The sequence below is a fragment of the Mucilaginibacter sp. JRF genome, from assembly GCF_015223065.1.
In the GTDB taxonomy this organism is placed as follows: domain Bacteria; phylum Bacteroidota; class Bacteroidia; order Sphingobacteriales; family Sphingobacteriaceae; genus Mucilaginibacter.
Window position 1 is genome coordinate 1 of record NZ_JADFBY010000004.1, and the last position, 23033, is coordinate 23033.

General features: G+C 42.8%; 24 protein-coding genes. 15 read left to right on the top strand and 9 right to left on the bottom strand.

What is annotated here, in order from left to right:
- The 9 genes from IM792_RS11315 to IM792_RS11355 form a co-directional block, all read left to right on the top strand.
- Nucleotides 1–644: thioredoxin domain-containing protein (locus IM792_RS11315; protein WP_228085042.1), on the top strand; the 644-nt coding region annotated here is incomplete at its 5' end.
- A 298-nt stretch (nt 645–942) separates the two neighbouring features.
- On the top strand, nt 943–3681 hold the full coding sequence (locus tag IM792_RS11320) for a TonB-dependent receptor (protein ID WP_194101979.1): 2739 nt from the start codon (nt 943–945) through the stop codon (nt 3679–3681).
- Between the two features lie 16 nt (nt 3682–3697).
- On the top strand, nt 3698–5044 hold the full coding sequence (locus IM792_RS11325) for a DUF4876 domain-containing protein (RefSeq protein ID WP_194101980.1): 1347 nt from the start codon (nt 3698–3700) through the stop codon (nt 5042–5044).
- A gap of 6 nt (nt 5045–5050) precedes the next feature.
- A complete protein-coding gene (locus IM792_RS11330; protein ID WP_194101981.1) occupies nt 5051–6583 on the top strand; it encodes a DUF6850 family outer membrane beta-barrel protein in 1533 nt (510 codons plus the stop codon).
- A gap of 4 nt (nt 6584–6587) precedes the next feature.
- Entirely contained in the window at nt 6588–7727 is a 1140-nt protein-coding gene (locus IM792_RS11335; protein WP_194101982.1) for a cytochrome c peroxidase, read from the top strand.
- A gap of 90 nt (nt 7728–7817) precedes the next feature.
- On the top strand, nt 7818–8411 hold the full coding sequence (locus IM792_RS11340) for a hypothetical protein (protein WP_194101983.1): 594 nt from the start codon (nt 7818–7820) through the stop codon (nt 8409–8411).
- Between the two features lie 46 nt (nt 8412–8457).
- Nucleotides 8458–8961 carry a hypothetical protein gene (locus IM792_RS11345; protein WP_194101984.1) on the top strand — a complete coding sequence of 168 codons (504 nt, stop codon included), beginning with the start codon at nt 8458–8460 and terminating at the stop codon, nt 8959–8961.
- A 458-nt stretch (nt 8962–9419) separates the two neighbouring features.
- Nucleotides 9420–9689, top strand: coding sequence for a hypothetical protein (locus tag IM792_RS11350; RefSeq protein ID WP_194101985.1), 270 nt, complete (start codon nt 9420–9422; stop codon nt 9687–9689).
- A 343-nt stretch (nt 9690–10032) separates the two neighbouring features.
- Entirely contained in the window at nt 10033–10623 is a 591-nt protein-coding gene (locus IM792_RS11355) for a hypothetical protein (protein ID WP_194101986.1), read from the top strand.
- Here IM792_RS11355 and IM792_RS11360 read toward each other — a convergent pair.
- Nucleotides 10620–11171: an AAA family ATPase gene (locus tag IM792_RS11360; RefSeq protein WP_194101987.1), complete on the bottom strand. Its 552-nt coding sequence runs from the start codon at nt 11169–11171 to the stop codon at nt 10620–10622. The genes IM792_RS11355 and IM792_RS11360 overlap by 4 nt on opposite strands.
- 122 nt (nt 11172–11293) lie before the next feature.
- On the opposite strand from IM792_RS11360, the gene IM792_RS11365 reads away from it, so the two are divergent.
- Both IM792_RS11365 and IM792_RS11370 read left to right on the top strand, forming a co-directional pair.
- The gene (locus IM792_RS11365) at nt 11294–11566 is read left to right on the top strand and encodes a hypothetical protein (RefSeq protein ID WP_194101988.1); all 273 of its coding nucleotides are present in this window, start codon (nt 11294–11296) and stop codon (nt 11564–11566) included.
- Nucleotides 11563–12327 carry an MBL fold metallo-hydrolase gene (locus tag IM792_RS11370; protein WP_194101989.1) on the top strand — a complete coding sequence of 255 codons (765 nt, stop codon included), beginning with the start codon at nt 11563–11565 and terminating at the stop codon, nt 12325–12327. Before IM792_RS11365 ends, IM792_RS11370 begins: the two co-directional genes overlap by 4 nt.
- Nucleotides 12328–12332: 5 nt before the next feature.
- Here IM792_RS11370 and IM792_RS11375 read toward each other — a convergent pair whose 3' ends face one another.
- The 4 genes from IM792_RS11375 to pfkA form a co-directional block, all read right to left on the bottom strand.
- Nucleotides 12333–12950: a hypothetical protein gene (locus IM792_RS11375; protein WP_194101990.1), complete on the bottom strand. Its 618-nt coding sequence runs from the start codon at nt 12948–12950 to the stop codon at nt 12333–12335.
- A gap of 138 nt (nt 12951–13088) precedes the next feature.
- Nucleotides 13089–14084 (bottom strand): type I glyceraldehyde-3-phosphate dehydrogenase, encoded by a 996-nt coding sequence (gap, locus tag IM792_RS11380; protein WP_194101991.1) that lies wholly within the window; start codon nt 14082–14084, stop codon nt 13089–13091.
- A gap of 5 nt (nt 14085–14089) precedes the next feature.
- Nucleotides 14090–14938, bottom strand: a complete 849-nt coding sequence (locus IM792_RS11385) for a hypothetical protein (protein WP_194101992.1) — start codon at nt 14936–14938, stop codon at nt 14090–14092.
- A 3-nt stretch (nt 14939–14941) separates the two neighbouring features.
- Entirely contained in the window at nt 14942–15928 is a 987-nt protein-coding gene (gene pfkA / locus IM792_RS11390) for a 6-phosphofructokinase (protein WP_194101993.1), read from the bottom strand.
- A gap of 125 nt (nt 15929–16053) precedes the next feature.
- On the opposite strand from pfkA, the gene IM792_RS11395 reads away from it, so the two are divergent.
- Nucleotides 16054–16758, top strand: a complete 705-nt coding sequence (locus IM792_RS11395; RefSeq protein ID WP_194101994.1) for an NUDIX domain-containing protein — start codon at nt 16054–16056, stop codon at nt 16756–16758.
- 82 nt (nt 16759–16840) lie between these two features.
- On the opposite strand, the gene IM792_RS11400 is transcribed toward IM792_RS11395, so the two are convergent.
- The gene (locus IM792_RS11400) at nt 16841–17701 is read right to left on the bottom strand and encodes an N-acetylglucosamine kinase (protein WP_194101995.1); all 861 of its coding nucleotides are present in this window, start codon (nt 17699–17701) and stop codon (nt 16841–16843) included.
- A gap of 316 nt (nt 17702–18017) precedes the next feature.
- Here IM792_RS11400 and IM792_RS11405 point away from each other — a divergent pair, with 316 nt between their 5' ends.
- Both IM792_RS11405 and IM792_RS11410 read left to right on the top strand, forming a co-directional pair.
- A complete protein-coding gene (locus IM792_RS11405; protein ID WP_194101996.1) occupies nt 18018–18509 on the top strand; it encodes a hypothetical protein in 492 nt (163 codons plus the stop codon).
- Nucleotides 18510–18592: 83 nt separating this feature from the next.
- Nucleotides 18593–19102, top strand: a complete 510-nt coding sequence (locus IM792_RS11410; protein WP_194101997.1) for a hypothetical protein — start codon at nt 18593–18595, stop codon at nt 19100–19102.
- A 22-nt stretch (nt 19103–19124) separates the two neighbouring features.
- Here the strand turns inward: IM792_RS11410 and surE are convergent, their stop codons facing one another.
- The gene (gene surE, locus IM792_RS11415) at nt 19125–19865 is read right to left on the bottom strand and encodes a 5'/3'-nucleotidase SurE (RefSeq protein ID WP_194101998.1); all 741 of its coding nucleotides are present in this window, start codon (nt 19863–19865) and stop codon (nt 19125–19127) included.
- A 79-nt stretch (nt 19866–19944) separates the two neighbouring features.
- Between surE and IM792_RS11420 the strand changes: the two genes are divergently transcribed.
- On the top strand, nt 19945–20841 hold the full coding sequence (locus IM792_RS11420) for a diacylglycerol kinase family protein (RefSeq protein WP_194101999.1): 897 nt from the start codon (nt 19945–19947) through the stop codon (nt 20839–20841).
- A 194-nt stretch (nt 20842–21035) separates the two neighbouring features.
- On the opposite strand, the gene IM792_RS11425 is transcribed toward IM792_RS11420, so the two are convergent.
- Nucleotides 21036–22430 carry an outer membrane beta-barrel protein gene (locus IM792_RS11425; RefSeq protein ID WP_194102000.1) on the bottom strand — a complete coding sequence of 465 codons (1395 nt, stop codon included), beginning with the start codon at nt 22428–22430 and terminating at the stop codon, nt 21036–21038.
- Nucleotides 22427–22978, bottom strand: a complete 552-nt coding sequence (locus IM792_RS11430) for an RNA polymerase sigma factor (RefSeq protein WP_194102001.1) — start codon at nt 22976–22978, stop codon at nt 22427–22429. The genes IM792_RS11425 and IM792_RS11430 overlap by 4 nt, the downstream gene beginning before the upstream one ends.
- Between the last annotated feature and the right edge of the window lie 55 nt (nt 22979–23033).

Sequence of the window (23033 nt, forward strand, 5' to 3'; positions counted from 1 at the left end):
ATAGGGACACAAGAATGATCGCATATGATATAGAAGAATTGATTAATGAATTTGATAAAAATGAAAAAACTACTCTATTATCTAAAGATGAAATTAGAAAGGTTGGTAATGCAAAAGCTACAGTGGCTGCTTTTAAGGCTATAAAGTGTGGCATTGCAGTGGATGGCCCTTATGATGCTAACGTTACAATAATAATGTTCGGTGACTATCAATGTCCGTATTCGGCTAGGGCCAATGAAATATTTGAACTGATTAGATCTCGATATAGAGGACAAATAAGGTTTTCTTTTAGAAATTACCCTTTACCATTTCATAATCATGCATTAAGTGCTGCAAAAGCTACAATAGCCGCATCGAGACAGGGCAAATTTTGGGATTTTCATCATGAATTATTCAAATTAAATACATCCTTAGATAATAATACAATTGATAAAATAGCAATAAAACTTAATCTGAATATAGATTGGTTCCGTCGAGATATTAAAGATCCGGAAATCGCACAATTAATTGCTAATGATATCGCTGATGCAACTCGATTAAACGTCAAGTCTACACCTACTTTATTTATTTCTAATACTGAAATTACTGGTTGTAATAATGAACAAATAGATTCAGTATTATCCCAACTATTAGCAAAAAGATAAGATTCAATTTAGACACGCTGTATTAAACTAGTATTTTCATTCCTTATCAAAAGCGACTCTTGCGGTAGCGATGATAATAGATAAAGCTAATAACCCGTTGCCAACCAGAACATCAGAACTACCCAAGCATTTATAATTCAGACGATTCCGATACTGAAAATATGATTTATGCTATTTAAAACGCATTAATCCGGTATTACTCTGTAGAAAAAATGTTACAAAGTGTAGTAATAACACTTTAGCATTTGTAGATAATTTCAATACTTTTGTGTTTTTATTTAGATTAAGTCCAAATTAATTGAAGATTATTTACTTAATTATTGCTGCTGTTTTTATCCCCTGTTGTGTTGCTCATGCGCAATCAAATGTTATATCGGTATACGGTAAAGTGGTTGATGAAAATAATAACCCCATAGAGTTTTCAACCATTGGCAGTGCCGATGCTAATGCCTCAGCCTTCTCGAACGCTGATGGTGAATTTACCTTAAGGCTAAAAAATACCGGTACCGATTCCATCAAACTGAGTATAAGTTTTGTGGGCATGCGTACCGTAAATATGCGGGTGAGCGGCAAGGCATCTACCCAAAACCTGCTCATCAGACTACAGGCGCTCAGCCTTACGTTAAATGAGGTTCAAATTAGTTCGCAACGTAAAAAGAGTGATATCTCCAACTCGGCCATTGTGTTTGATCGTGAAGCTATTGAGCAGGTGCAGGCCTACAGTTTGGCCGATATTATGAACAATTTGCCGGGCAAACGCATGTCGGCCCCTGATCTGCAATACAATCAGCAACTTACCTTACGCTCTGCAAGTACCGGCGATGCTACCCAACAAAATAACAACGCCCGTGGAGTAGCCATTTTTGTTGACGGTATAAGGCAATCAAACGATGCCAATATGCAAACCCGCAGTGTGGGCGTTAGGGGTGTTAACGGCGGTGCAATAGGCAACGTGCGCGATATACAAACTGGTAGTCCGCAATACGATAGTCCGTTTGGCGGTATCGATATACGCAACATTCCGGCTGATAATATTGAAAGTATTGAAGTGGTATCGGGCGTGGCATCAGCCAAATATGGCGAACTTACTGATGGCGCGGTCATCATCAATCGTATGGCAGGTAAAACTGACTACCGGGTTAACCTTCGCCTCAACGGTGCATCAACCAACGCCTCTATCTCCAAAGGGGTTTTATTAGGTAAACGCGCGGGAGCCATGAACGTGAATTTCAATTACCTGAACAGTATTCAGGACCCTCGCGATAACATGAAGATATACAGCCGCATAAGCGGTGGCGCCATGTGGACGGTTAACCTAACCGACGATATAAAAAACACATTTAGTGTTGATTACAGCCAAAAAATGGATGATGCCAAGCTTGACCCGGATGATGATAATCAGCAAATTATGTACTCAAAGGATCAGCGGATAAGCCTGAGCAACCGCCTCTCGGTGGCGTTGACCAATAGCTCGTGGTTAAGGCGCATTGGTTTCAGCGCATCGTACGATGAAGGATACCAGGAGAGCTACAGGCAACGACAAAACAACGGCGCACCCGTTGGTATTGCCGATAAAGATACCACCGGCATATACGAAGGCTATTTCATCCCCGGTAACTTTACATCAGTTGATCATATCAAGGGCAAGCCATACAACGGCAGCGCGTCGCTTGATCTGAGTAACACCCTCCGTTCGGGTAAAATAACGCACAACCTGTCGTTAGGCAGCAACTTCTCTTTTTCGGGCAACAAGGGCGAGGGCGTAATTGCCGACCCAACCAAACCTTACATCAACACCCCGGGCAATAAAAGCGAGCGGCCTTATGATTTTGATCTGCTACGCGATATATACAGCCTTGGCTTTTACCTTGAAGATAAGGCAAGCACATCGATATTTAACCGCCCGTTAAGCGTTAGTGCCGGTTTACGGTATGATATACAAAACGGTTATGGCAGCTGGCAACCACGTGTTAACGCAAGTTATGATCTGAGTAAAAAATGGGCGGTAAACGCGGCGTTCGGTATGGCCAGCAAAGCGCCATCCATGTCATTCAGATACCCTGCCCCTACCTATTTTGATATTCCGTTGCTTAACCTATATAATGGTTATGTTAACGAGAGTGTATTTTTAGTTTATACCGAAAAAATAATCAAAGATAACAGCAACATCAAACCATCACGATCAAACCAAATGGAACTTGGTGTAAGTTATGATGGAGGCTGGTTCAACTCCTCGTTATTTGGTTACATAAAACGTAACCGCGATGGCCTAACCAGTGCAATGAACTATGTGCTTCGCTACCTCCCCACTTACGATACCGTTATCACTCCCGGCCAAAAACCGGTATACACCCCCACAGGTAATTTGCGTGCCTACCCGGGTTTGCAGGATAACAGCATAACAAACTCCGTACGGTCAGACAATTATGGCATCGAGTGGTTCATCAGCACACGTAAGGTGAGGGCTATACAAACATCGTTTGATCTGAATACCTCGTACAGTTACAGCCGCTACAATAACCTTGGCACATCCATCAGGATAGCAGGCGAATCGTACCTGAACAACAACTTTAAGGCATGGTATGGTATATATCCGGCTACAAATACTAAAAACCGCACCATAACAAGTAAACTTACCACCAACACGCACATACCTAAGCTGGGCTTTGTAGTTAGTTTGATGGCCGATGTTTACTGGCAAAACATTACCGAAACATTGGGTAACAGCAATTTACCAGTAGCTTATATTGACCGCGACGGCAACCTGGTACCTATTGAGGTATACGATGCCAACAATACCGATTACAATTACCTGGCACTTACACCAACCGCGGCCAACAAGTTATCGCAACCGCCATTTGTATACACCAATATGAGCTTAAGGGTATCAAAAGAGATACGCAAAAAAATATGCATATCAGTATACGCCTATAACTTTTTGAACATCATAGTGCGCGATTACAATGAAATACTCAGGAATTTAACAACCTACAATAACCCGGTGAATGTGGGCGCAGAATTATCATTTAAATTTTAATTAATTAATATATAATATGAAACATCTTAATTACTTTTTACTATTTATGGGCATGCTAATATTAGGCTCATCCTGTAAAAAAACCGACAATAATGATGTTGTGCTGGCAAGCCTGTCGGTAACAACTGCATTTGATGCCGATAATGCCAACTTAGGCTTTGACATGACCAATGTTAGCGTTCAGGCTACAAATTTGGTTACCAACCAAGTGTATACCGCCAAAAGTAACGCAACCGGTATAGCTACATTTGAACTACCTGCCGGTAACTACAACATAGCGGCATCAATAACCATTAGTGCTGCCGATTACAATACCAAGGCCGGTACCAATGTTGAGGATGATGTTATTTTTAACGGTACCATCAGCAACCAAAATGTGGTTCAAAGCAGCACGGCATCAATTAGCCTGAGAGCCGGCCGCATTGGCGATTTTGTTATTAAGCAGATATACTATGCCGGATCAAGCACCAGGGATGGCGCCTTATTCCGCGATCAGTTCATCGAGATATACAATAACTCAAACGATACCCTTTATGCCGATAGCCTGTATTTTGGACAAGTAGAAAATGTTAGCACCGCGGTTTCGCGTATCGACTCGACCAGGAGCTACTACCAACGCAGCGGACAATGGAACTGGAGTGAATCATTGAACATGATAGCCACCAACCCAAATACCGATTACATATATGCCGAAACCATGTTCATGATACCGGGCACCGGCAAGCAGCACCCTGTTTTACCCGGCCAAAGCATTATTATAGCCGCCAACGCCATTAACCACAAAGCACCTTACACCAACGCAAGCGGACAAACCGTAACCGTAAACAACCCCGACCTAACCGTTGACCTGCAAAATGCCGATTTTGAGGTTTACCTTGGCAGCCAACCGGGCATTAACCCATTAGCATCAGATGTTGATAACCCTGCCGTTACAAACGTTACCGTGGTTAGCCGTGGTGGTAACCGCGATCTGGTAATGGATAATCTTGGTCGTGAGGGTTTGTACATATTCAAAGCTAACTCTGATGTTAATATGTTGCCTAAATACGCTACGCCCGATCAAACAGCTATTACCACAACTACCGAGCTGTTTATACAAATACCTGCAAGCTTAATTATTGATGGTGTTGGCTTACAGCACGCGGTAACCGCGTCGCGTGTGCCTAAACGTATGCCTGATGTGGTTGATGCCGGCGAAACATTTGTTACAGGCGGTTCATACTCATCGCAATCAGTAGTACGTAAAACACGCCGTACCACTAACGGTCGTGTAGTTTTGCAGGATACCAACAACTCTACTAATGATTTTGGTGTGATACTTAAGGCCGATGCTTCAAAATCAGCTTCATCATTCATAAACTAATTCTGAATGCGAGTATTCATTATACTATTATTATGTACGCTGCCCCTGGCTGTATCTGCACAGATACAGCCGGACAGTGTGCTGCTTTACGGGCAGGACAGGCAATCCGTTAATTTTGCCTCATCTAACGCTACACAGCTCATCAGCGCGCCGTATGTTAAGCTTACTGATAATAGTTTAAGTTATAATACCCAAAGCGGGCATTTCCGCACATCGCAGCAGGCTGAAAATAACTCGGCCATACACTTTAATACCAACGGCATACAGCAGCTTGGCCGGTTCAAGGTTCAGGGATCATTTGATTTTGAACGTATGAACGAGGATAGCCTGGCCAATACCATGCGCGGCCTGAGTACCGATGTTAGCCCTTACTATTACATGGCCTTAAAAGCCGGCCAATACCGCAGGCTTAACTATACCATTAGCGGTATGGTGAGTTATGAGTTGCTGCCCGGTAAGCTATATGTAGCATCGGGTATTAATTATTTGTTCAACACCACATCTCGCTCGGTTGACCCTCGCCCATCAGCACAAACCTATAATATACAGCTTAAGCCCGAGCTGGTTTATCGTAGCGGCAACAATTACCTGGGTTTAGGTACCGATTGGGGCTATGGTAATGAAAATATATCTGTGGGTTACAAAAACTCAACATACGCCACAGGCAATACCTACCCCGACAGATTTTTATACCTGATAAGAGGATATGGCTACAGCGATCGCGCCGACGACTACCGGTTTAAAAAGAACTATGATTTTACGGGCTACCATATCAACTACTCAAGGCAAACGGGCAAGTTAAATATGGGTGTAAACCTTAGCTACAGTAAGCAAAAGGAAGAAAACGTTTTCCCGCTAACCAACTCCGTTAGCGACAGATTGTTCGGCACCTTTCAACTGAATAGCTATGCCACCAGCTGGCTGGCTACCTATACCGGCAAAAATTCAAAGCACCAGTTTTACCTGAATACAAACTGGCAAAACGGCTATGATTTTAACGTAACACTGAGCGGCAGCAACTATAAATACAAAAACAACCTTATTAAAGGCGGCTACAGCATAATTAAGCACAACAGCAATTATGAGCTGGTGCCCGAGGTTGGCTTTAACATACTTTACAACCAACTGCACCATCGTGATATAAGCGCCGGGGTGTTGGTTGATCAGAGTTACGTTCAGCCGGGTTTATTGCTGGCCTTGTATAAAAAATATCGTAACAGCAACAGGGCATCATTAAGGTTTGAACCCGCTTTGCGTTTGCCGCAGCAAAGGTCAATAACTACAACACCGGGCATATTCAGCTATTTTACTGATAACATTGCCTTTCCTGATTATATGTACTACAATACCAAAGCCGGGCTCGTTAATGCCGAACTAACCTTTTTAACCCCATACCTGTTTAAAGGAGTAACCAGCGGACTGAGCGTTAAAACTACATACATACAATCTTTTGATACCAATAAGGTGATGTATGAGTACGCTTTTATGCCATCAGGACATAGGTTGCTTACATCTTTTAGCTTTAATATTTATTTTTGACCCGATGAAGAAGGTTTTGTTTGGATTGACGGCGTTGTTATTGGCGTTGATACAATTTTCTTTTAATAATGCAGGGTTGCTTTCTATACTTCCATCTGCCGACTCGCTACGCGCTATATACAACCGCCCACCTGCCGAATGGCCCAAACCAAATGTTGATAAGGATGTAAAATGGAAAGAGCTGGGTTTGCTGCCCAAGCCCCCGGTTTCGTTACAATCAACCGAGGCTAAGAATATGATAGAGCTGGGCAAGGTTTTGTTTTATGATCCACGTCTGTCGGGCTCTAACCAAATATCGTGCATTAGCTGCCACGCGCCCGAAATGCATTGGTCTGACGGCAGGCAGGTATCATTAGGGCATAATCAAATGGCCAACTCGCGTAATGCACCGTCGTTAGAAAACGTGTGGTATTACCAAAAGCTTTTTTGGGATGGCCGGGCAAAAGATCTGGAAGAACAACTGGTTGGCCCCATATCATCAGACATTGAAATGCACCAGGATTTTAAGGCACTGCCCCAAAAGCTGACCAAAATAAAAGGCTACTTACCCCTATTCGCCGATGCCTTTGGCGATAATAAAATTACCGGTGAGCGTATTGCCAAGGCTTTGGCAACCTATCAGCTAACTTTTACCAGCCGAAAATCAGACTTTGATTACTTTTTGGAAGGGAATACCAAACGCCTAACCGATCAGCAAATTGAGGGCTTACACCTGTTCAGAACCAAGGCCCGTTGCATGAACTGCCACAGTGGGCCGTTATTTACGGATAATGATTTTCATAACGCGGGTTTAACCTATTATGGTCGTGCTAAGTACGAGGATCTGGGCAGGTACAACATCACCAAAAAGGTTGAGGATGTGGGTAAATTTAAAACTCCCGGCTTGCGCGATGTAATGAATACCAAACCATGGTTTCATAACGGCTTGTTTGATAACATGGAAGGCGTGATGAATATGTACAATGCCGGTATGCCCCAACCAAAAGCTAAAGGCGAACAGGTTAACGACCCGCTTTTCCCGAAAACTGACCCGCTGCTAAAACCACTTGGGTTAACTAAAGAGGAACGCCTGGCCATCATCGCCTTTCTGCAATCCATCACTACCGAACCCTGGCGTATAAAAGCACCGGTTATGCCGATGTAATATGGAAGCTTTCTGGTGGTGATGAATCAGGAAGCTTTTTTATTTTAAAACTATATATTAAACCCTAAAATCTGGTAACGCATAAAGGTTATGTCTAAAATTCAAAAGTTCACTACACACCAAAGATCCAAGATCAGGCATTTTGCATATTACTTGGTAAATGGAACATTAAACTTTGATATACTTAATAATCAGCTGACAACTGATTATCATACCTTCTTAGCGACCAATCCGCAAGTATTTTTTAGAGCTTGCTGCGCTTATATAAATCATGAACTTAGATTTAACGCTGATTGGCCGGATGTTAAACGCCTTGGCGGGATGATAGCACAGTGGATAGAACCTGAAAAATTTGCTGAGTTAGTTAATATCGAAGAATGGGAATTAGATGTAAACATAGATCAGGCTGGTTTTAAAGGAGCATTTCAGTCATTCGCTCACTGGATATCCATCGAACATTCAAGAAATCCTTTTGTAGAGAATGCTTATTACAGTGACCTGATAACCGATGGCGCAACCAATGTAGAAACATGCTTTGCAATATGGGCCAACGTAATTGAATTTAAAGATGGATCAGCCATCAATTACGAATATTCATTAACACGGGTTCAAGAGTATTTGAAGATGTATTACGGACAAGGATATGAACCACAACTGGAAGATTGGGAATGGGAACTTCACTAATTTGAGATAGAGTTATATTTTTATTTGATAACATCAACCTTTTTATATGATCGAACTAAATAACCCCTTATGGCAGACTCTTGAAGGTGGTTATAAAGGTATTAAATATGATGCGTCAGTTGCTTTAAAGCAGTTGGAGCAGGCAACAACGTTAAATGAGGCCGACGCGATATACCTGGAGCTTTGGGACGAATTACATCATCAGGGCGATGTTGGTTTAGCATCCTACTATGCGGTTCCGCATCTTGTAAAAATAGCGAGAGATAAACAACTGGTTGATTACAATGTACTCGGCTTAATAACTGTTATTGAGGTGCAGCGCCATAAAAATAACCCACCGTTACCCACCCAATTGATTGATGGCTACAATGAAGCTATTGCAGGGTTAAAAGAACTTGCTTTTTCAGTTGTTGATAAACAAATGGATGTAAGTTCTACATCGGCAATGCTTGCCGCAATAGCGGTATCAAAAGGAGAAATTAAATTGGCTAATGCAATATTGAATTTAGATAGCGAAGATGTGATAGACGAGTTTTTGGAAAATTACTGATCAGCAACCATCCCTCACCACACCTCAAAATACCGTATCACATTCCAAACGGTAAATACTAATAAAAAAAGTAAAATTAGCTCCATGCGCAATTAAAAAAAGCAGGTAAACTTGCGCTTACCTGCTACCACATCACCTACCCAACAATTAAATTCTGTTTTTATCTGCGTTTTTTTTCGAAACCAGAACCACAACATTCGCAATTACCAAACTTGAAATTATAGCTACCATACTACCTCCGTTTATTTGATAAGAGTAAGGCAAGCAGTATACCAAACACTTTTTAGCTTCAAATTGAATAGTTTTGTGGAAACTGGCAGGGGCAGTAGCAGCAGTAATTACACAAATTGAGAAAAGCAATCCTCAACTATTCTCAATTAAGTTACAAAAGCACATAAAGTTTGCTTAATAGTTTAATTGGCGCGATTTTAGACTGATACGTTGTAAATAACATTGCCATGAGAGTACAACTGAACAACAAAAAAACAGCTTATAACTTGCCTGAGTTTATCCCGAACGAGTTATTGAATGAGGAAAGAGCGATCAACAATCATGGCTTATGCCTTAAAAAGATAGATGAGCGCGGCGGAATGCGTGTAGACGAGATAGTTTGCAACATCTTAGGCCTATCAATGGAAGTTAAGCTGGTAATGAACGACAATACCTTTGCCGATTTATTGGCCAATTACCTACGCTTAAAAGGCATGCTTAACCAAAACTTAAATTAATCAACGCTTATTTCCCGGCTGTACAGATACCGCTTTCGGGAAAGCCTGATAAATATCATATGATAATCGTTCTATCCATGCCTGCACATTCAATATGAGTGCAACCGGATGCTATAATAATCTGAACTAACAAAAACCTATAAGAAATCTATACTCTCAATGGTAGATTGCCAATTGCTGCTCAACGGCATAGGGTAATTCATACACGTATTCACAGTTATACTTTGCTGATATTCAAGATCGGGTAATGCTGAAATAATTGACCGTCAATTATTTTTGTACGTCCATTAAACGTTTTATATGTAGTTTTATCAAACCTGTATAAACAAACCAATCTTTTATCATGAAAAAACTTATCCTTTTAGCCGCGATGGTTGTTTTTTTAACCAACGCCGTGCTCGCGCAAAGTAAATCTCCATCATTAAACTTTAATTATCCTGATCTGGCAGGGTTGAAAATACTGCCCAAAAGCACGCGCGACAGTATGATCCGTGAGATACGGAAATCGACAAAACAGATGGCCAAAGAAAAAACGGTATCGGTAAATGGCTCGCAAACAGGTGGTAAAATAGCCAAGGCTACTATGGCTTACTATTCGCAAATAGCCACGTTTATGATACAGGTGCTTGAAAACCCCAATGAAGCCCTTATTAACCGCAATGTGCGCAAGGTTGAACGCCTGAGCGCGCAATTCGAGTTTGATATGAGGTTATATGCCGAAGAAGAACAATACAAGCAGGAACGCCAGCGCATTATAGATGAATTTAACAGCGAAGAATACGAAGATGCCGGGGAGCGGCGCGATGCCCGCAAGGAAATGAAGGAAGACCTTAAAGACCTTGACGAAGACTACAAGGATACCATTAAGGACATGAAGGACGAGCGTAAAGACCGCCTTGAGGAAGAAGCCGAGCAGGACAGGGAAGATGTTTAGGCATTGGCTTTAATAGCCGCCAACACACGCTCAACCCTATCGTCCACCGTAGTGTCGCCGGTTATGCGCAGTACGGGGCAGGCCAATGTTTGCAACCAATTTTGCTGATTTTGCAGCGTGCGGCTGCTGGGCGCGGTATTATCATCGTACCCGGCAGCCCAATCCATAAACTGTACAAATTGTTGGTTACGCGATGCATCGGTATAAATAATATCGCCATAACGCTCGTATTCGCGTTTTTTTAGGCGGGCCATACGTATTTGCGGCGGCAGGTGCAAAAATACCACCAGGTCATACACCAATGGTTCGGCAAAGCCCCAGCCCATTACCGGGCCGCCTAATATCCAGTTACCGTGGCTACGCAGTTCATCCAGCATCATTTGGTTACGGTGAATGATGGGGCGCTTTATGGTATATGGATCGGCTTTGATGGTGTTATCCCAATAGTAAAAATCACTATCAACATAGGCATAGCCTGTTTTGTTGGCCAGGGCCAGCCCCAAGGTGGTTACGCCAACGCCCGAGGCACCTAATATGTTTATACGCATGGCTTTCGGCAGGTTTTATCTGCACGACAAAATTGCACTTTTATCATACAAACGAAAACTTTTTCGCAAACATATCATCCTTACCCTTTCTTTATTATTTTTGGAAGAATACGCTATTTACAATGCTTACACTAACAACCCATACGCTCGAAAAACTGGAGATGCTGTTAAAAACCAGCGGCTACCGGGTGCGTTACGAAAAGGGGAACTTTAAAACAGGAGCATGCCTGCTGCAGAGCAGTAAAATGATAGTTGTAAACAAATTCTCGAACCTGGAGAGCCGCATACAATCGTTAGTGGAGCTGCTGCGCGAGTTGGAGATTGACCATAAGCAATTAGACGAAAAACAGATAGCTTTTTTACATCAACTTAAACAAACCAACCTGCAACTGTGACCATTACTTTTTTAGGAACCGGAACTTCGCAGGGTGTACCTGTTATTGCCTGCCATTGCGAGGTATGCAAATCGCCCGACCCGCATGATAAGCGCCTGCGCAGCTCGATACTGATAGAAACCGGGGGCAAGAATGTTGTTATTGATTCGGGGCCTGATTTTAGATACCAGATGCTGCGTGCGGATGTACAGCACCTTGATGCCATTATATTTACCCACGAGCATAAGGACCATGTGGCTGGCTTGGACGATGTACGCGCCTTTAACTACATACAGCAGGCACCTGTTGATGTTTATGCCATGGAGCGCGTGCAGCAGGCGTTGAAGCGCGAATTCATTTACATATTTGATAACGCGGGTTACCCCGGCATTCCGCAAATTAATTTGCATACCATTAGTAAGGATGCCGGTTTCAATATAGGCAGCCTGGCCGTTACCCCTATTGAGGTGATGCACTACAAGCTGCCGGTATTAGGTTTCAGGGTAGGTGATTTTACTTATATTACCGATGCCAAAACCATTGCGCCCGAAGAAGTTGAGAAAATAAAAGGCACCAAAACCCTGGTGATAAACGCGCTGCAAAAGCAAACCCATATATCGCACTTTACGTTTGATGAGGCCATTGCCTTTGCCCAAAGCATTGGTGCCGAAAAAACCTATCTTACCCATATAAGCCACAGACTGGGCAAGCACCATGTAATATCGCAAGAGTTACCTGATGGTATCGAGCTGGCTTATGATTCGTTGCAGCTGTACCTGTAAATATATTACCGGTTTGTAAATTCTATTTTCTGTACCAGGTAAGCCTTGCCAAAGTGTTGCGGATCGTGTGTAACAGTGGCCTTCGCAGTTTGCCATTTAGGTTCGTGCACGGTTTGCGAATCATCCCGCATCTCCAGCGCATTGGCCCATATTTCGGCCAATTGTTTTTCCACCTCGGTGTTAGCGTAGGTAAATTGTATCTTTTCGGGGATAAAGTAATAATCGTTGTTCGTCTTATTGAGTCTGATCACCGGACCGCCGGGAACGTATGAAACAATAAGTTGCACACTGAATGGTTCGCTCCCCTTATACTGCTCCTTACTTATTACACTCACAAACTCATATCGATAAGGAGAGCCATCAGCCGGAGGATTTTCATCATAATGAAATCTGGCTTTTACTTTATAATTATACCCCACCTCTCTTTCTTCAAATCCAATAAGATAAGCATCTACAGGGTCATTACCACGCGCGGTTAATAAAACATCCTGATCGGCATAATAACGGTGATCAACCAGTAATTCAATTTCCTGTCCGTTCTTTAGGTTCAAAGGCCCGTAGGTAGCTTCCTTTTTGCACGAGAATAAGGTTACAGCAATTAAAAGCAGAATGATCTTTTTCATGTAGATAATGGTTTTGATTTATATTTTATAATACGCCGCAAACATACCAAACGCTACAATCGGGCTAAATAAAACCATCACAAAATAACAAAGCCGGCTTGCGGGCCGGCTTTGTTATTTTATTAAGCGAATAGGCTATTATAATTTGCCTAACTCTTGTACTAAGTCGATCAATTTGTTTGAGTAACCCCACTCGTTATCGTACCAAGAAACAACTTTAACAAAGTTATCATTCAGCGCGATACCGGCTTTAGCATCAAATATTGAAGTACGTGCATCACCTTTAAAGTCTTCTGATACAACTTCATCTTCAGTATAACCAAGGATGCCTTTCAGGTCACCTTCTGAAGCTTCTTTCATAGCGGCTTTAACAGCTTCGTATGAAGTAGCGGTTTTTAAACGAACAGTTAAGTCAACTACTGATACGTCAGCAACCGGAACGCGGAATGACATACCTGTTAATTTACCTTTCAACTCAGGTAATACTAAACCTACTGCTTTAGCAGCACCGGTTGATGAAGGGATGATGTTTTGGTAAGCACCACGGCCACCTCTCCAATCTTTTGCAGACGGGCCATCAACAGTTTTTTGAGTAGCAGTTACCGCGTGGATAGTGCTCATCAAACCTTCTTCGATACCGAATTTATCATTCAATACCTTAGCGATAGGCGCTAAACAGTTAGTAGTACATGAAGCGTTTGAAACGATGTTTTGATCAGCTTTTAATTGCTTGTGGTTAACACCCATTACAAAAGTAGGGGTATCATCTTTAGCAGGCGCGCTCATAACTACTTTCTTCGCACCGGCGTCGATGTGTTTTTGAGCAGTTTCCTGAGTTAAGAATAAACCGGTTGACTCGATGATCACCTCGGCACCAACATCACCCCATTTAAGGTTAGCCGGATCTTTCTCAGCAGTTACACGGATGGTTTTGCCATTAACAACAAGGTTACCACCTTCAACAGTAACCGTACCGTTGAATTTACCGTGAGTTGAGTCGTATTTCAACATGTAAGCCATGTAATCAGGCTCAACAAGGTCATTGATGCCTACAACTTCGATCTCCGGACGTTCAACAGCGGCTCTGAAAGCAAGGCGGCCAATACGGCCAAAACCATTAATTCCTATTTTCATATTGTTTAATTTTTGTTTGCGTAATACGTTAATAAATTATTTATGGGTGACCTGACAATGCTGCTTACGCTTATACCTGCATTGGCAGTTATGGGTTGCAATACGTCCTGAAAGTGCATAGCTACTGATCCTGAAAAATGCACCGGCGCTTCCGGATGCTGTTTGTGTAATGGTATCAAGTAAGTATTCACCATTTTTTCAAAACCTGTAGTCAAAAGGTTCCTGATATATTGATCGTCCTTGTTATCAATAAAGAAGTCATTAAATGAACTCAAAAACAGTGCCGTTTGCTTTTGGCGGTAAACTTTGTCTAAAATGGCATTCCGGTCAAAGTTATACTTCTTGGCAAATTTCTTACATAAACTATCCGGCATATCCTTGCTTATAAATGCTTTTAGCAATTGCCTGCCCAACCAATTGGCTGATCCTTCGTCGGCAAGCACATAACCAAGGCCAAAATTGTTGATTTTTATCTTGCGGCCGTCATACCAGGCGGCGTTGGTACCGCTGCCACAAATACAAACTATGCCTTGTTCGCCTTTACAGCCTGCCAGCGCAACTGCATCAATGTCATGCCCAACTGTAATTTTGGCAAATTTAAAAAAAGCTGTGAAAGCGTTTCTTATTATTTCTTTCATCTCGGGCGATGACAGGCCCGGGCCAAAGAAATATATCTTTTTCACCTCCTCGGCATGGTGTATGAGGTTGATGTTTTTATTGAATATCTGGATGATGTGTTTCTCATCATTAAGATAGGGGTTTATACCAATCGTTTTAAATGATGCCACAGTACGCCCTTTATCGGCAAGGCGCCAGTGTGCATAATGCGATCCGCTATAAACAACTGCTATCATTAATTAGATCGAGAGTATTTCCATCATCTGCATCAAATCGTCTTCCAGTTTAAACTCGTGCTGAGTCAGCGCTTCTTCAAGTGTGGTTAAAACAATGTTGTTTGCCTGCAAGCCTACCATTTGCTGTGTTTTACCGGCTATCATGGCGTTAACGGCGGCAAAACCTAAACGGCTACCCAAAATACGGTCGAAACTGCTTGGGCTGCCACCACGTTGCAGGTGGCCAAGTATGGTAACTTTTATATCGTAGTTCTTAACTTCCTTTTCAACAGCTTTGGCAATATCATAAACACCGCCGTTTTTATCACCTTCGGCAACAATTACAATGCTTGATGATTTTTTGTTGTACTGACCGGCTTTCAGGCTTACGATAAGCTCCTCAATGGCTGTTTCCTTTTCAGGCAGCATAATAGCCTCGGCACCGCATGATATACCTGCACGCAGGGCAATAGCCCCCGAATCACGACCCATTACTTCGATAAAGAAAAGGCGGTCGTGCGCGTCGGCAGTATCACGTATTTTGTCAATAGCCTCAATAACGGTATTGGTAGCGGTATCAAAACCCAGGGTATAGGTTGAGCCGTAAAGGTCATTATCAATAGTGCCCGGTACGCCTATAACCGCTATATCAGGGTATTTGCGAGAGAAACGAAGCGCGCCGGTAAAGGTACCATCGCCACCTATAACCACTAAACCATCAATACCACGTGCCTTTAAGTTTTTGTAAGCCAGCTCCATACCTTCATCAGTACGGAAAGGCAAGCAACGCGCGGTTTTTAAGATAGTACCACCCAGGTTAAGTATATTACTTACCGAGCGGTTATTCATATCGTACATGTTGTTATCAATAAGGCCCTGATAACCCTGCCTTACCCCAACTACCTCTAAACCATTATATAGTGCGGTTCTAACCACGGCCCTTATACAAGGGTTCATTCCGGGGGCGTCGCCACCGGATGTTAAAACAGCTATCTTTGAAAGTTTTTGCATCGCGTTTATTTGGTATCGAAATTCGGTACGAAGATAGTGTGTGCAATTTACACCATTAAATTTATTTTATATTTTTTTGTTTATTATTAACGCATATCTTTATCCAATTGTTATAAACTGATATTTTGGAAACAGTACTACCTAAATTCGACTCTGTATTTTCTATCGACTGTGTGATTTTTGGCTTCGAGGCCGGCGAGTTGAAGATATTACTGATAGAGCGTAACGAGGAGCCATTTAAAGACTGGTACGCCTTACCCGGCAACTTTGTTGGGCAGGAAGAAAGTATTGACGATGGCGCCAAACGTATTTTGTACGAGCTTACCGGCCTGCGCAATATGCCCATTAAACAGCTGCACACCTTTGGTGAGGTAAACCGCCACCCGCAGGGGCGTGTAATTACCGTTGCCTACTTTGCATTGATACGCATTAGCGGCCAAAAGGAGCTTACCCCGGTTACCCAATACGCCCGTAAAGCATTTTGGGTGCCTATTAATGAGATGCCTAAGCTGGCGTTTGACCATACCGAGATATTCCTGAGCGCGTTCAACAAGATCAGGAAACGCTTGAACTATCAGCCCATAGCGTTTGATCTGCTGCCTGAGAAATTTACGCTTACGCAGCTGCAATCGTTATACGAGATCATCCTGAACAAAAAGCTGGATAAACGTAACTTCCGCAAAAAAATGCTGAGCTACGGCTTTTTAAAGGAGCTGAGCGAGAAACAGAAAGGCGTATCATACCGTGCCGCTAAGCTGTATAAGTTTGATCGTCGTAAATACAACAAAATATTCCAGAACGATTTGAATATGGAGGCCATGCCTGCATAGTTACATACATACTAAAGCATATAAAAAATGCCCGTTTCAAATTGAAACAGGCATTTTTTATAATGTATAAAGCTTTTAGCAATTATATCTGGCTCGGAGCAAGATCAAGGTGATACTTCACCAGGTCATCTATAGGCGAGCGGATGATCTTACCTACTACCATACCGTTCTCGGTAACTACCTCTTCCAACACGTTGCGGAAGTTGTAACCTACCGAACCGATGCAATTGAAAGTGTATTTTTGATAGTCGGGATATTTGGTAACCACGTTTTTAAAGAAATCAACAAACGATGAGCGTACCAGGTTACGTGAGTACTCCAGGTGCACATTGTTATCATAAACGAATTTGCTGAAGCTTGCGCAAAAGCGGTTGGCTAACGGCTTGGTGTAAACCTGCTCGTTAACATCATCAGGTGTAAGCTTAAAGGTTTCCCAAAATAGTTTACGTACTGCCTCGGGCATGTAACCGCGCAGGTAATCAACCAAAAGTTTTTTACCAATGTGGCAACCACTACCTTCATCGCCTAAAATGTAAGCGCCCGAGTCGATATTTTGCAGAATGTTTTTGCCATCATAAGTACAGGTGTTCATGCCGGTACCTAATATAGCGGCAAAGCCTTCGGTATGGCCTAATAAAGCACGTGCGGCAGCAAGCAAATCATGACCAATATTTACCTTGGCAGATGTGAACACAACCTGCATTGATTCTTTTATCTGGTTACGCTTCTCCTCGGTTGAACAACCTGCACCGTAGTAATTTACTTCGGTAATTTTGTCCATCTCCAGATCGGTAGGCAGGTTTTCCTGTAACGATTTAATAACGTACTCTTTGCTTACAAAGTAAGGGTTATAACCTTCGGTATTGAAATATACTTTCTTGCCTTCCTCATTTACCAGGCACCAGTTAGTTTTAGTTGAGCCGCCATCGGCAATAATGATCATAATTGTTTTTTATTGATTAGAAATTCCGGTAAATGTATAATTAACTTATTGTAAAACGAACACTTTGGGCTTAAAAAACGATTTTTTTTGAATTAAACAACATATATCGATTGTTTTTATAAATGTTGTTACAACTTTTATTACTTAAGTTTTTCGCGTTGTTTAACGCCCCAAATATAAAGTTTATGTAAACAAACATCAACCTGTGCAGCTTTACATTATTCTTCACAGTATTACCACCAAAAAGTTTGAATGAAGATAATTATATTTAAACCTATTAACCGCCTATTTGTTTAACTCATATAAATTTATCAGGATGAAAAAGTTACTGCTTATGCTACTGTTAACCGGCGCAGTAGTACTACCATCGTTTTCACAAACCCTGCCGCGGATGGACAGGTATGATCTTGAAACTGAAGAAGGCGTTATAGATGCCGACTCCATTGCCCTGCCCCTTGCCGAATACCTGTTTAAGGTACCCGCCATAAAGGATGACCCGGCACGTCTCCGCGCCATGAATTTTTTGAATAAATGGATGGAAGAAACACCAAGCTTCGAGTTTATTTTGGACGAGGACATTATGGCCAACTTTGAGGAAGACCGCGACATAACCGACCTGTACATGGCCGCCCTCACCAAATACCAACTACAAAACCCCGATATTGAGGATGACCGCAAAATATCTATCGGCGCGCTGAAGCTGCTGCTTGATTATGCCGATAACGACGATAACTTTGTGCTGCTGCGCGATGATATGAGCCGGCTGATGGTGGCCTATAAAGAGGGCAAATTAGAGCAGGCGCTATAATATTTGCGGTGCGGATAAGCTGTATTTATGCTATATTCGCACCGTAAACAACGTAAATATTAATAAATAACCTTATCCTTATCATGAAGAAAGCCATTGTACTTTCCCTGCTGGCGATAGCTGTGTATTGCTCTGATGCTAAAGCCCAATCATTACCAGATTATTCTCAAATAAAGCTCGAAACTAAAGCAGATTATAACGATGCTGCCGATAGTGCTGCCCTGCATTCGGCTAATTATGTGCTTGGCACCCCGTACTTAAAAAATGACGTTGAACGCCTAAAATCATTAGAATACATGATAAAGTGGATGACAGGCACGCCTAAATATCAATTTAATCTTGATGAGTCGGCCAGTGCATTTTTGGGCGAGGATGATAATCTTGGTATGTATATGGCAGCCCTTGTAAAAGTGGCCATTAATCAGCCTGAAATAAAAGATCCTAAAAAGGCGGGGTTAGCAGCTACAAAACAAGTTCTGCAATATATGAGCGATCCTAAAAATCAGGTTAAGATGAGTAAAAAGGTAAAGGCGCTTGTTGAAGCCGACAAAAAAGGCGAGTTAGAGCAAACTCTATACAAAACAAAGCAATAACATATTAAAGCACAGCCGATGGTTATAAACCTACCGGCTGTGTTTGTATCATTTTTTTAAGTTCGGCCTCATTGGTCAAATCCAGCCTTAGTGGGGTGATCGATACCAGGTCGTTTTCAACGGCCCAGCGGTCTGTGCCCTCATCGGCAGGCTCAAGCGGGGTAACAGTGAACCAATAATGCTTGCGGCCTAACGGATCAGTACCCGGAATTACAGTACCATCATATAAACGTACCGATTGCCTTGTCCACGTAATATCAGTAGGATGTTCGGGGAAATTCACATTGTATAGCGCCAATGAGGTTTCCTCAAGTAATGAGCTTAGCACCTTCTCAACAAATGGCTCAAGCGCATGAAAATCGGGTTCGGTTTTACCTACAGGCGTACTTAGCGCTATACCTCTTATACCCAGCAATACAGCCTGCTTGGCCGCCGCCAGGGTACCCGAGTGCCACATGGAATTACCCAGGTTTGGCCCCATGTTGATGCCTGATAATACCACATCGGTTTTTGACCATAGGTGTGTGCCCAACGCCACACAATCCGCAGGAGTACCGTTAACCCTATAGGCCTCAATGCCCGGAAACTCGATGGGTGATTTTTTATAGCTCAAAGGGCGTGAGTGCGTAACCGCATGGCCCATTGATGATTGCTCCACGTCGGGCGCTACTACCCTAACCTCGCCAAACTTGCGTGCTATTTGCGCCAGGGCTGCTATGCCGGGGCTATATATTCCGTCGTCATTTGTGATTAATATTCTCATAACTTTTAACAGTTAGTTTATTATTTCAACCACAAAACAAAAGGTATGTTTTAATTGATTGTTAATTAAACATATACCCATGCCAAAAGCAAAACTATTGCATAACCCCCGAGCTGGCGATAAAGACCACTCCAAAGAAAACCTGATAGAACTGATAGAGAGCGAGGGCTTTACCACCAATTACTCATCTATAAAAGAAGATGGCTGGGAACAGATAGAACCCGGCACCGAAATAGTTATAATTGTTGGCGGTGATGGTACCGTACGTAAGGCAGCCAAAGCCATTTTGAAGAATGATGCGCACAACCCATATCGTATCGGTGTTTTACCATTCGGCACAGCCAACAACATTGCCAAAACGTTGAACATTAGTGGCGATATAAAAGATATTGTACACTCGTGGCATAGCAAGAACATTAAGGGTTTAGATGTAACCTATGTTAGCGGACTTGATGAACAAGTGCTGTTTTTGGAAGGATTTGGCTATGGCATTTTCCCACAGTTAATGCGGGATATGAAACAGATCGACAAAAAAAGCCTCGACACCCCCGAAAAGGAAATACAAAAGGCACTGGAAGTTTTAAAGGATATTGTGCTGAATTATGAAGCTCGTGAGTGCATCATTAAAGTTGACGGCGAAACCATTAGCGGCTGTTATTTATTGGTTGAGGCGATGAACATTTGCTCGGTTGGGCCAAATTTAAACCTGGCACCTGCGGCCGATCCGGGGGATGGCTTGCTTGAGTTGGTACTGCTACCCGAAAAACAACGCCGCCAATTTGCCGACTACCTGCAACACTTGATTGATGGTAATGATTGCCCGGCATTTGGCTACCAAACCTACACTGGCAAAAGCATATCGCTTAAATGGATGGGTACCGACCTGCATGCCGATGACGAACTTATAGATTACACACAACCCATAACGCTCGACCTATCAATAAAGCCAGGGCTAATGCAGTTTTTAGTACCATAGATGGGATTTATACCCAGATGTGGGTATTTCAAAATACAGACAAACACTATAGCTTTAAGGAATACACAACGCCTTAACCGTATCCGTTATTTGTTAAGCACTGACCACGCAGCGGGCATGCTTAATTAATAAAGCAGAAGCAACATGCGCGCCAGCATCCGTTCTTCTGCTTTGTTGTTTTAAGGGTATTTAACTTATTTTTTCCGGGTTTGAAAATTCAGTTTCAGGTTGATACCACCCGCGCCAAACTTTATCTGTTGCGCACCGAGCCCATCTAAGGGGTATTTAACAAATGGCTCAATTACCAGGCGGTTACTTTTACCCAGCGGATAACCTATACCAAAGGCCACGTTAAGCGTTTTGGCGAAGTAGAAATTACCTGCGCCCTCCTCTACTCTTTCGGTTACCACACGGTTATCATCACGCGATAGCGACGAGTAATTGTACCTATAATTATAATTTTGATTAAGGAACGTACCCGAACTTAAACCGGCTGATATGTAGGTATCATTTTTCTCCGGGTTGAACTCGTATTTCAAATTCACCGGCACATCAAGCCCCATCAGGCTGGCATTATAATTTTGCAGCGTAGGTGCCGCTATTGATGTATTAAAGGCTTTTTCATCGCCCGCTTTTAACGAGTTAGCCACTACCGATGCATCGGCAGCAGCGTTTGTTAATTGCATTGGGCTGCTAACATTGTAGTTGAACGAATTTTGCGCTATTGATACCCCTGTAGATAGTTTCAGGTTTTTGGTCAGCCTGAAATCAGACGATACACCCGCGCCAACATTCACCCGGTTATCGCTACCCTTGGCATAGTTAACGTAGGTTGCCGCATACACGCCAAAGTTTACCAGCTTTTCGCTTTTTTTCTCCTGCTTTTTGGTGTTGTTTTTGGCATAATCGGCCTCAAACATGGCATCAATATTCTTTTTAGGGGCTGTTACCGTAGGCTGATCTGTACCCGGTTGTTTAGTGGTTGCCACATTATCCGTTTTTTCAACAGGTGCCGCGGCTATGTATTGTTGCTGAGCCGCCTGCGGACGCGGAGTACTGATAACACTGTCTTTTTTCCCCCTATTAACAGTTGATGCAATGAGGCTTGGGGCCTCACTGTTGTTTTCAGCAACTCCGCGCCTTGCCGCAGTTACAGCTTGTTCGGCTAACACGCTCTCAGCAGGTTTGGCCAATGTTGGCGCAGCAGGTTTAAAACCTGTGGCGGCATAATTATCGGCAGTTGGCCTGGTAGCGCTTGTATTATTTTCGGTATTAGTATCTTCTTTTTTAACAGCCGGACTGTCATCAACCTTGCTTACTTCGGGCTGTGCTTTTTTAACCGGTTTGGTTACGGCTATCTGGTTATTTTGATCGGGCTGATCAAAGCGTATCCATAAACCTAAACCCAGGCACAGCAATATAACCGCGGCGGCCGAAAGCCACCACAACTTCATTACACCGCGGTTACGTGCCGGTGCCGGAAACTTCTCTCTGAGCAGCATCCATCCTGCATCAGCGCCCTGGTCTTCGTAATTATCAAAAACCTCGCTGATGCGTCTTTTTAAGTCGTCGTTAAGCTCGTCTTTCATAAGCTTTCTCCTTCCGTACTTAAAATTTTCCTCAACCTCTCCTTAGCCCTGCTCAGGTAAACTCGCGAAGAGCTGACCGGTATATCTAACATCTTGCCTATTTCTTCATGGTTGTACCCGTCTATCTCATATAAGTTAAATATGGTGCTTTGTATCTCAGGCAATAAATTCAGCAGTTTTAAAATATCCTGCGCGTTCATTTTGCTTATTACCGTGGCACCCTCACCAATTGGCGGCGCTTCGTCAATATCAGTGTTCGCCATAAACTTAAGGCCCTTGCGCCGCTGATCAATCGCGGTATTAACCACCACTGTTCGCAGCCAGGCCTTAAATGGCTTATCCTCGTTATATGTATGTATAGCGTTAAAAACCTTTATAAATGCGTCATTAACTACCTCTAAGGCATCATCACGATTAATGCTGTACCGCAAACTAACACCCATAGCATAGCCATAGAACTGCTTATACAGCACTTCCTGGTATCTGAGGTTGCCTTGTTTACATTGACTGATGAGCTCGCTCTCAGCAATGCCTTTGGTTAGATGCATTAACGGTTTCGCCTGATTAGTTGTGTGTTCCCTTTGGGGGATGATAAAGGTAACT

Bases quoted from the DNA above. Each gene is read 5' to 3' on its own strand.
- IM792_RS11330 (WP_194101981.1), top strand. From the start codon at position 5,051: ATGCGAGTATTCATTATACTATTATTATGTACGCTGCCCCTGGCTGTA.
- IM792_RS11385 (WP_194101992.1), bottom strand. From the start codon at position 14,938: ATGATAGCAGTTGTTTATAGCGGATCGCATTATGCACACTGGCGCCTT.
- IM792_RS11350 (WP_194101985.1), top strand. From the start codon at position 9,420: ATGAGAGTACAACTGAACAACAAAAAAACAGCTTATAACTTGCCTGAG.
- IM792_RS11400 (WP_194101995.1), bottom strand. From the start codon at position 17,701: ATGATCATTATTGCCGATGGCGGCTCAACTAAAACTAACTGGTGCCTG.
- pfkA (WP_194101993.1), bottom strand. From the start codon at position 15,928: ATGCAAAAACTTTCAAAGATAGCTGTTTTAACATCCGGTGGCGACGCC.
- IM792_RS11365 (WP_194101988.1), top strand. From the start codon at position 11,294: ATGCTTACACTAACAACCCATACGCTCGAAAAACTGGAGATGCTGTTA.
- IM792_RS11340 (WP_194101983.1), top strand. From the start codon at position 7,818: ATGTCTAAAATTCAAAAGTTCACTACACACCAAAGATCCAAGATCAGG.
- IM792_RS11345 (WP_194101984.1), top strand. From the start codon at position 8,458: ATGATCGAACTAAATAACCCCTTATGGCAGACTCTTGAAGGTGGTTAT.
- IM792_RS11375 (WP_194101990.1), bottom strand. From the start codon at position 12,950: ATGAAAAAGATCATTCTGCTTTTAATTGCTGTAACCTTATTCTCGTGC.
- IM792_RS11410 (WP_194101997.1), top strand. From the start codon at position 18,593: ATGAAGAAAGCCATTGTACTTTCCCTGCTGGCGATAGCTGTGTATTGC.
- IM792_RS11325 (WP_194101980.1), top strand. From the start codon at position 3,698: ATGAAACATCTTAATTACTTTTTACTATTTATGGGCATGCTAATATTA.
- IM792_RS11420 (WP_194101999.1), top strand. From the start codon at position 19,945: ATGCCAAAAGCAAAACTATTGCATAACCCCCGAGCTGGCGATAAAGAC.
- IM792_RS11360 (WP_194101987.1), bottom strand. From the start codon at position 11,171: ATGCGTATAAACATATTAGGTGCCTCGGGCGTTGGCGTAACCACCTTG.
- IM792_RS11405 (WP_194101996.1), top strand. From the start codon at position 18,018: ATGAAAAAGTTACTGCTTATGCTACTGTTAACCGGCGCAGTAGTACTA.
- IM792_RS11430 (WP_194102001.1), bottom strand. From the start codon at position 22,978: ATGCATCTAACCAAAGGCATTGCTGAGAGCGAGCTCATCAGTCAATGT.
- surE (WP_194101998.1), bottom strand. From the start codon at position 19,865: ATGAGAATATTAATCACAAATGACGACGGAATATATAGCCCCGGCATA.
- IM792_RS11335 (WP_194101982.1), top strand. From the start codon at position 6,588: ATGAAGAAGGTTTTGTTTGGATTGACGGCGTTGTTATTGGCGTTGATA.
- IM792_RS11425 (WP_194102000.1), bottom strand. From the start codon at position 22,430: ATGAAAGACGAGCTTAACGACGACTTAAAAAGACGCATCAGCGAGGTT.
- IM792_RS11355 (WP_194101986.1), top strand. From the start codon at position 10,033: ATGAAAAAACTTATCCTTTTAGCCGCGATGGTTGTTTTTTTAACCAAC.
- gap (WP_194101991.1), bottom strand. From the start codon at position 14,084: ATGAAAATAGGAATTAATGGTTTTGGCCGTATTGGCCGCCTTGCTTTC.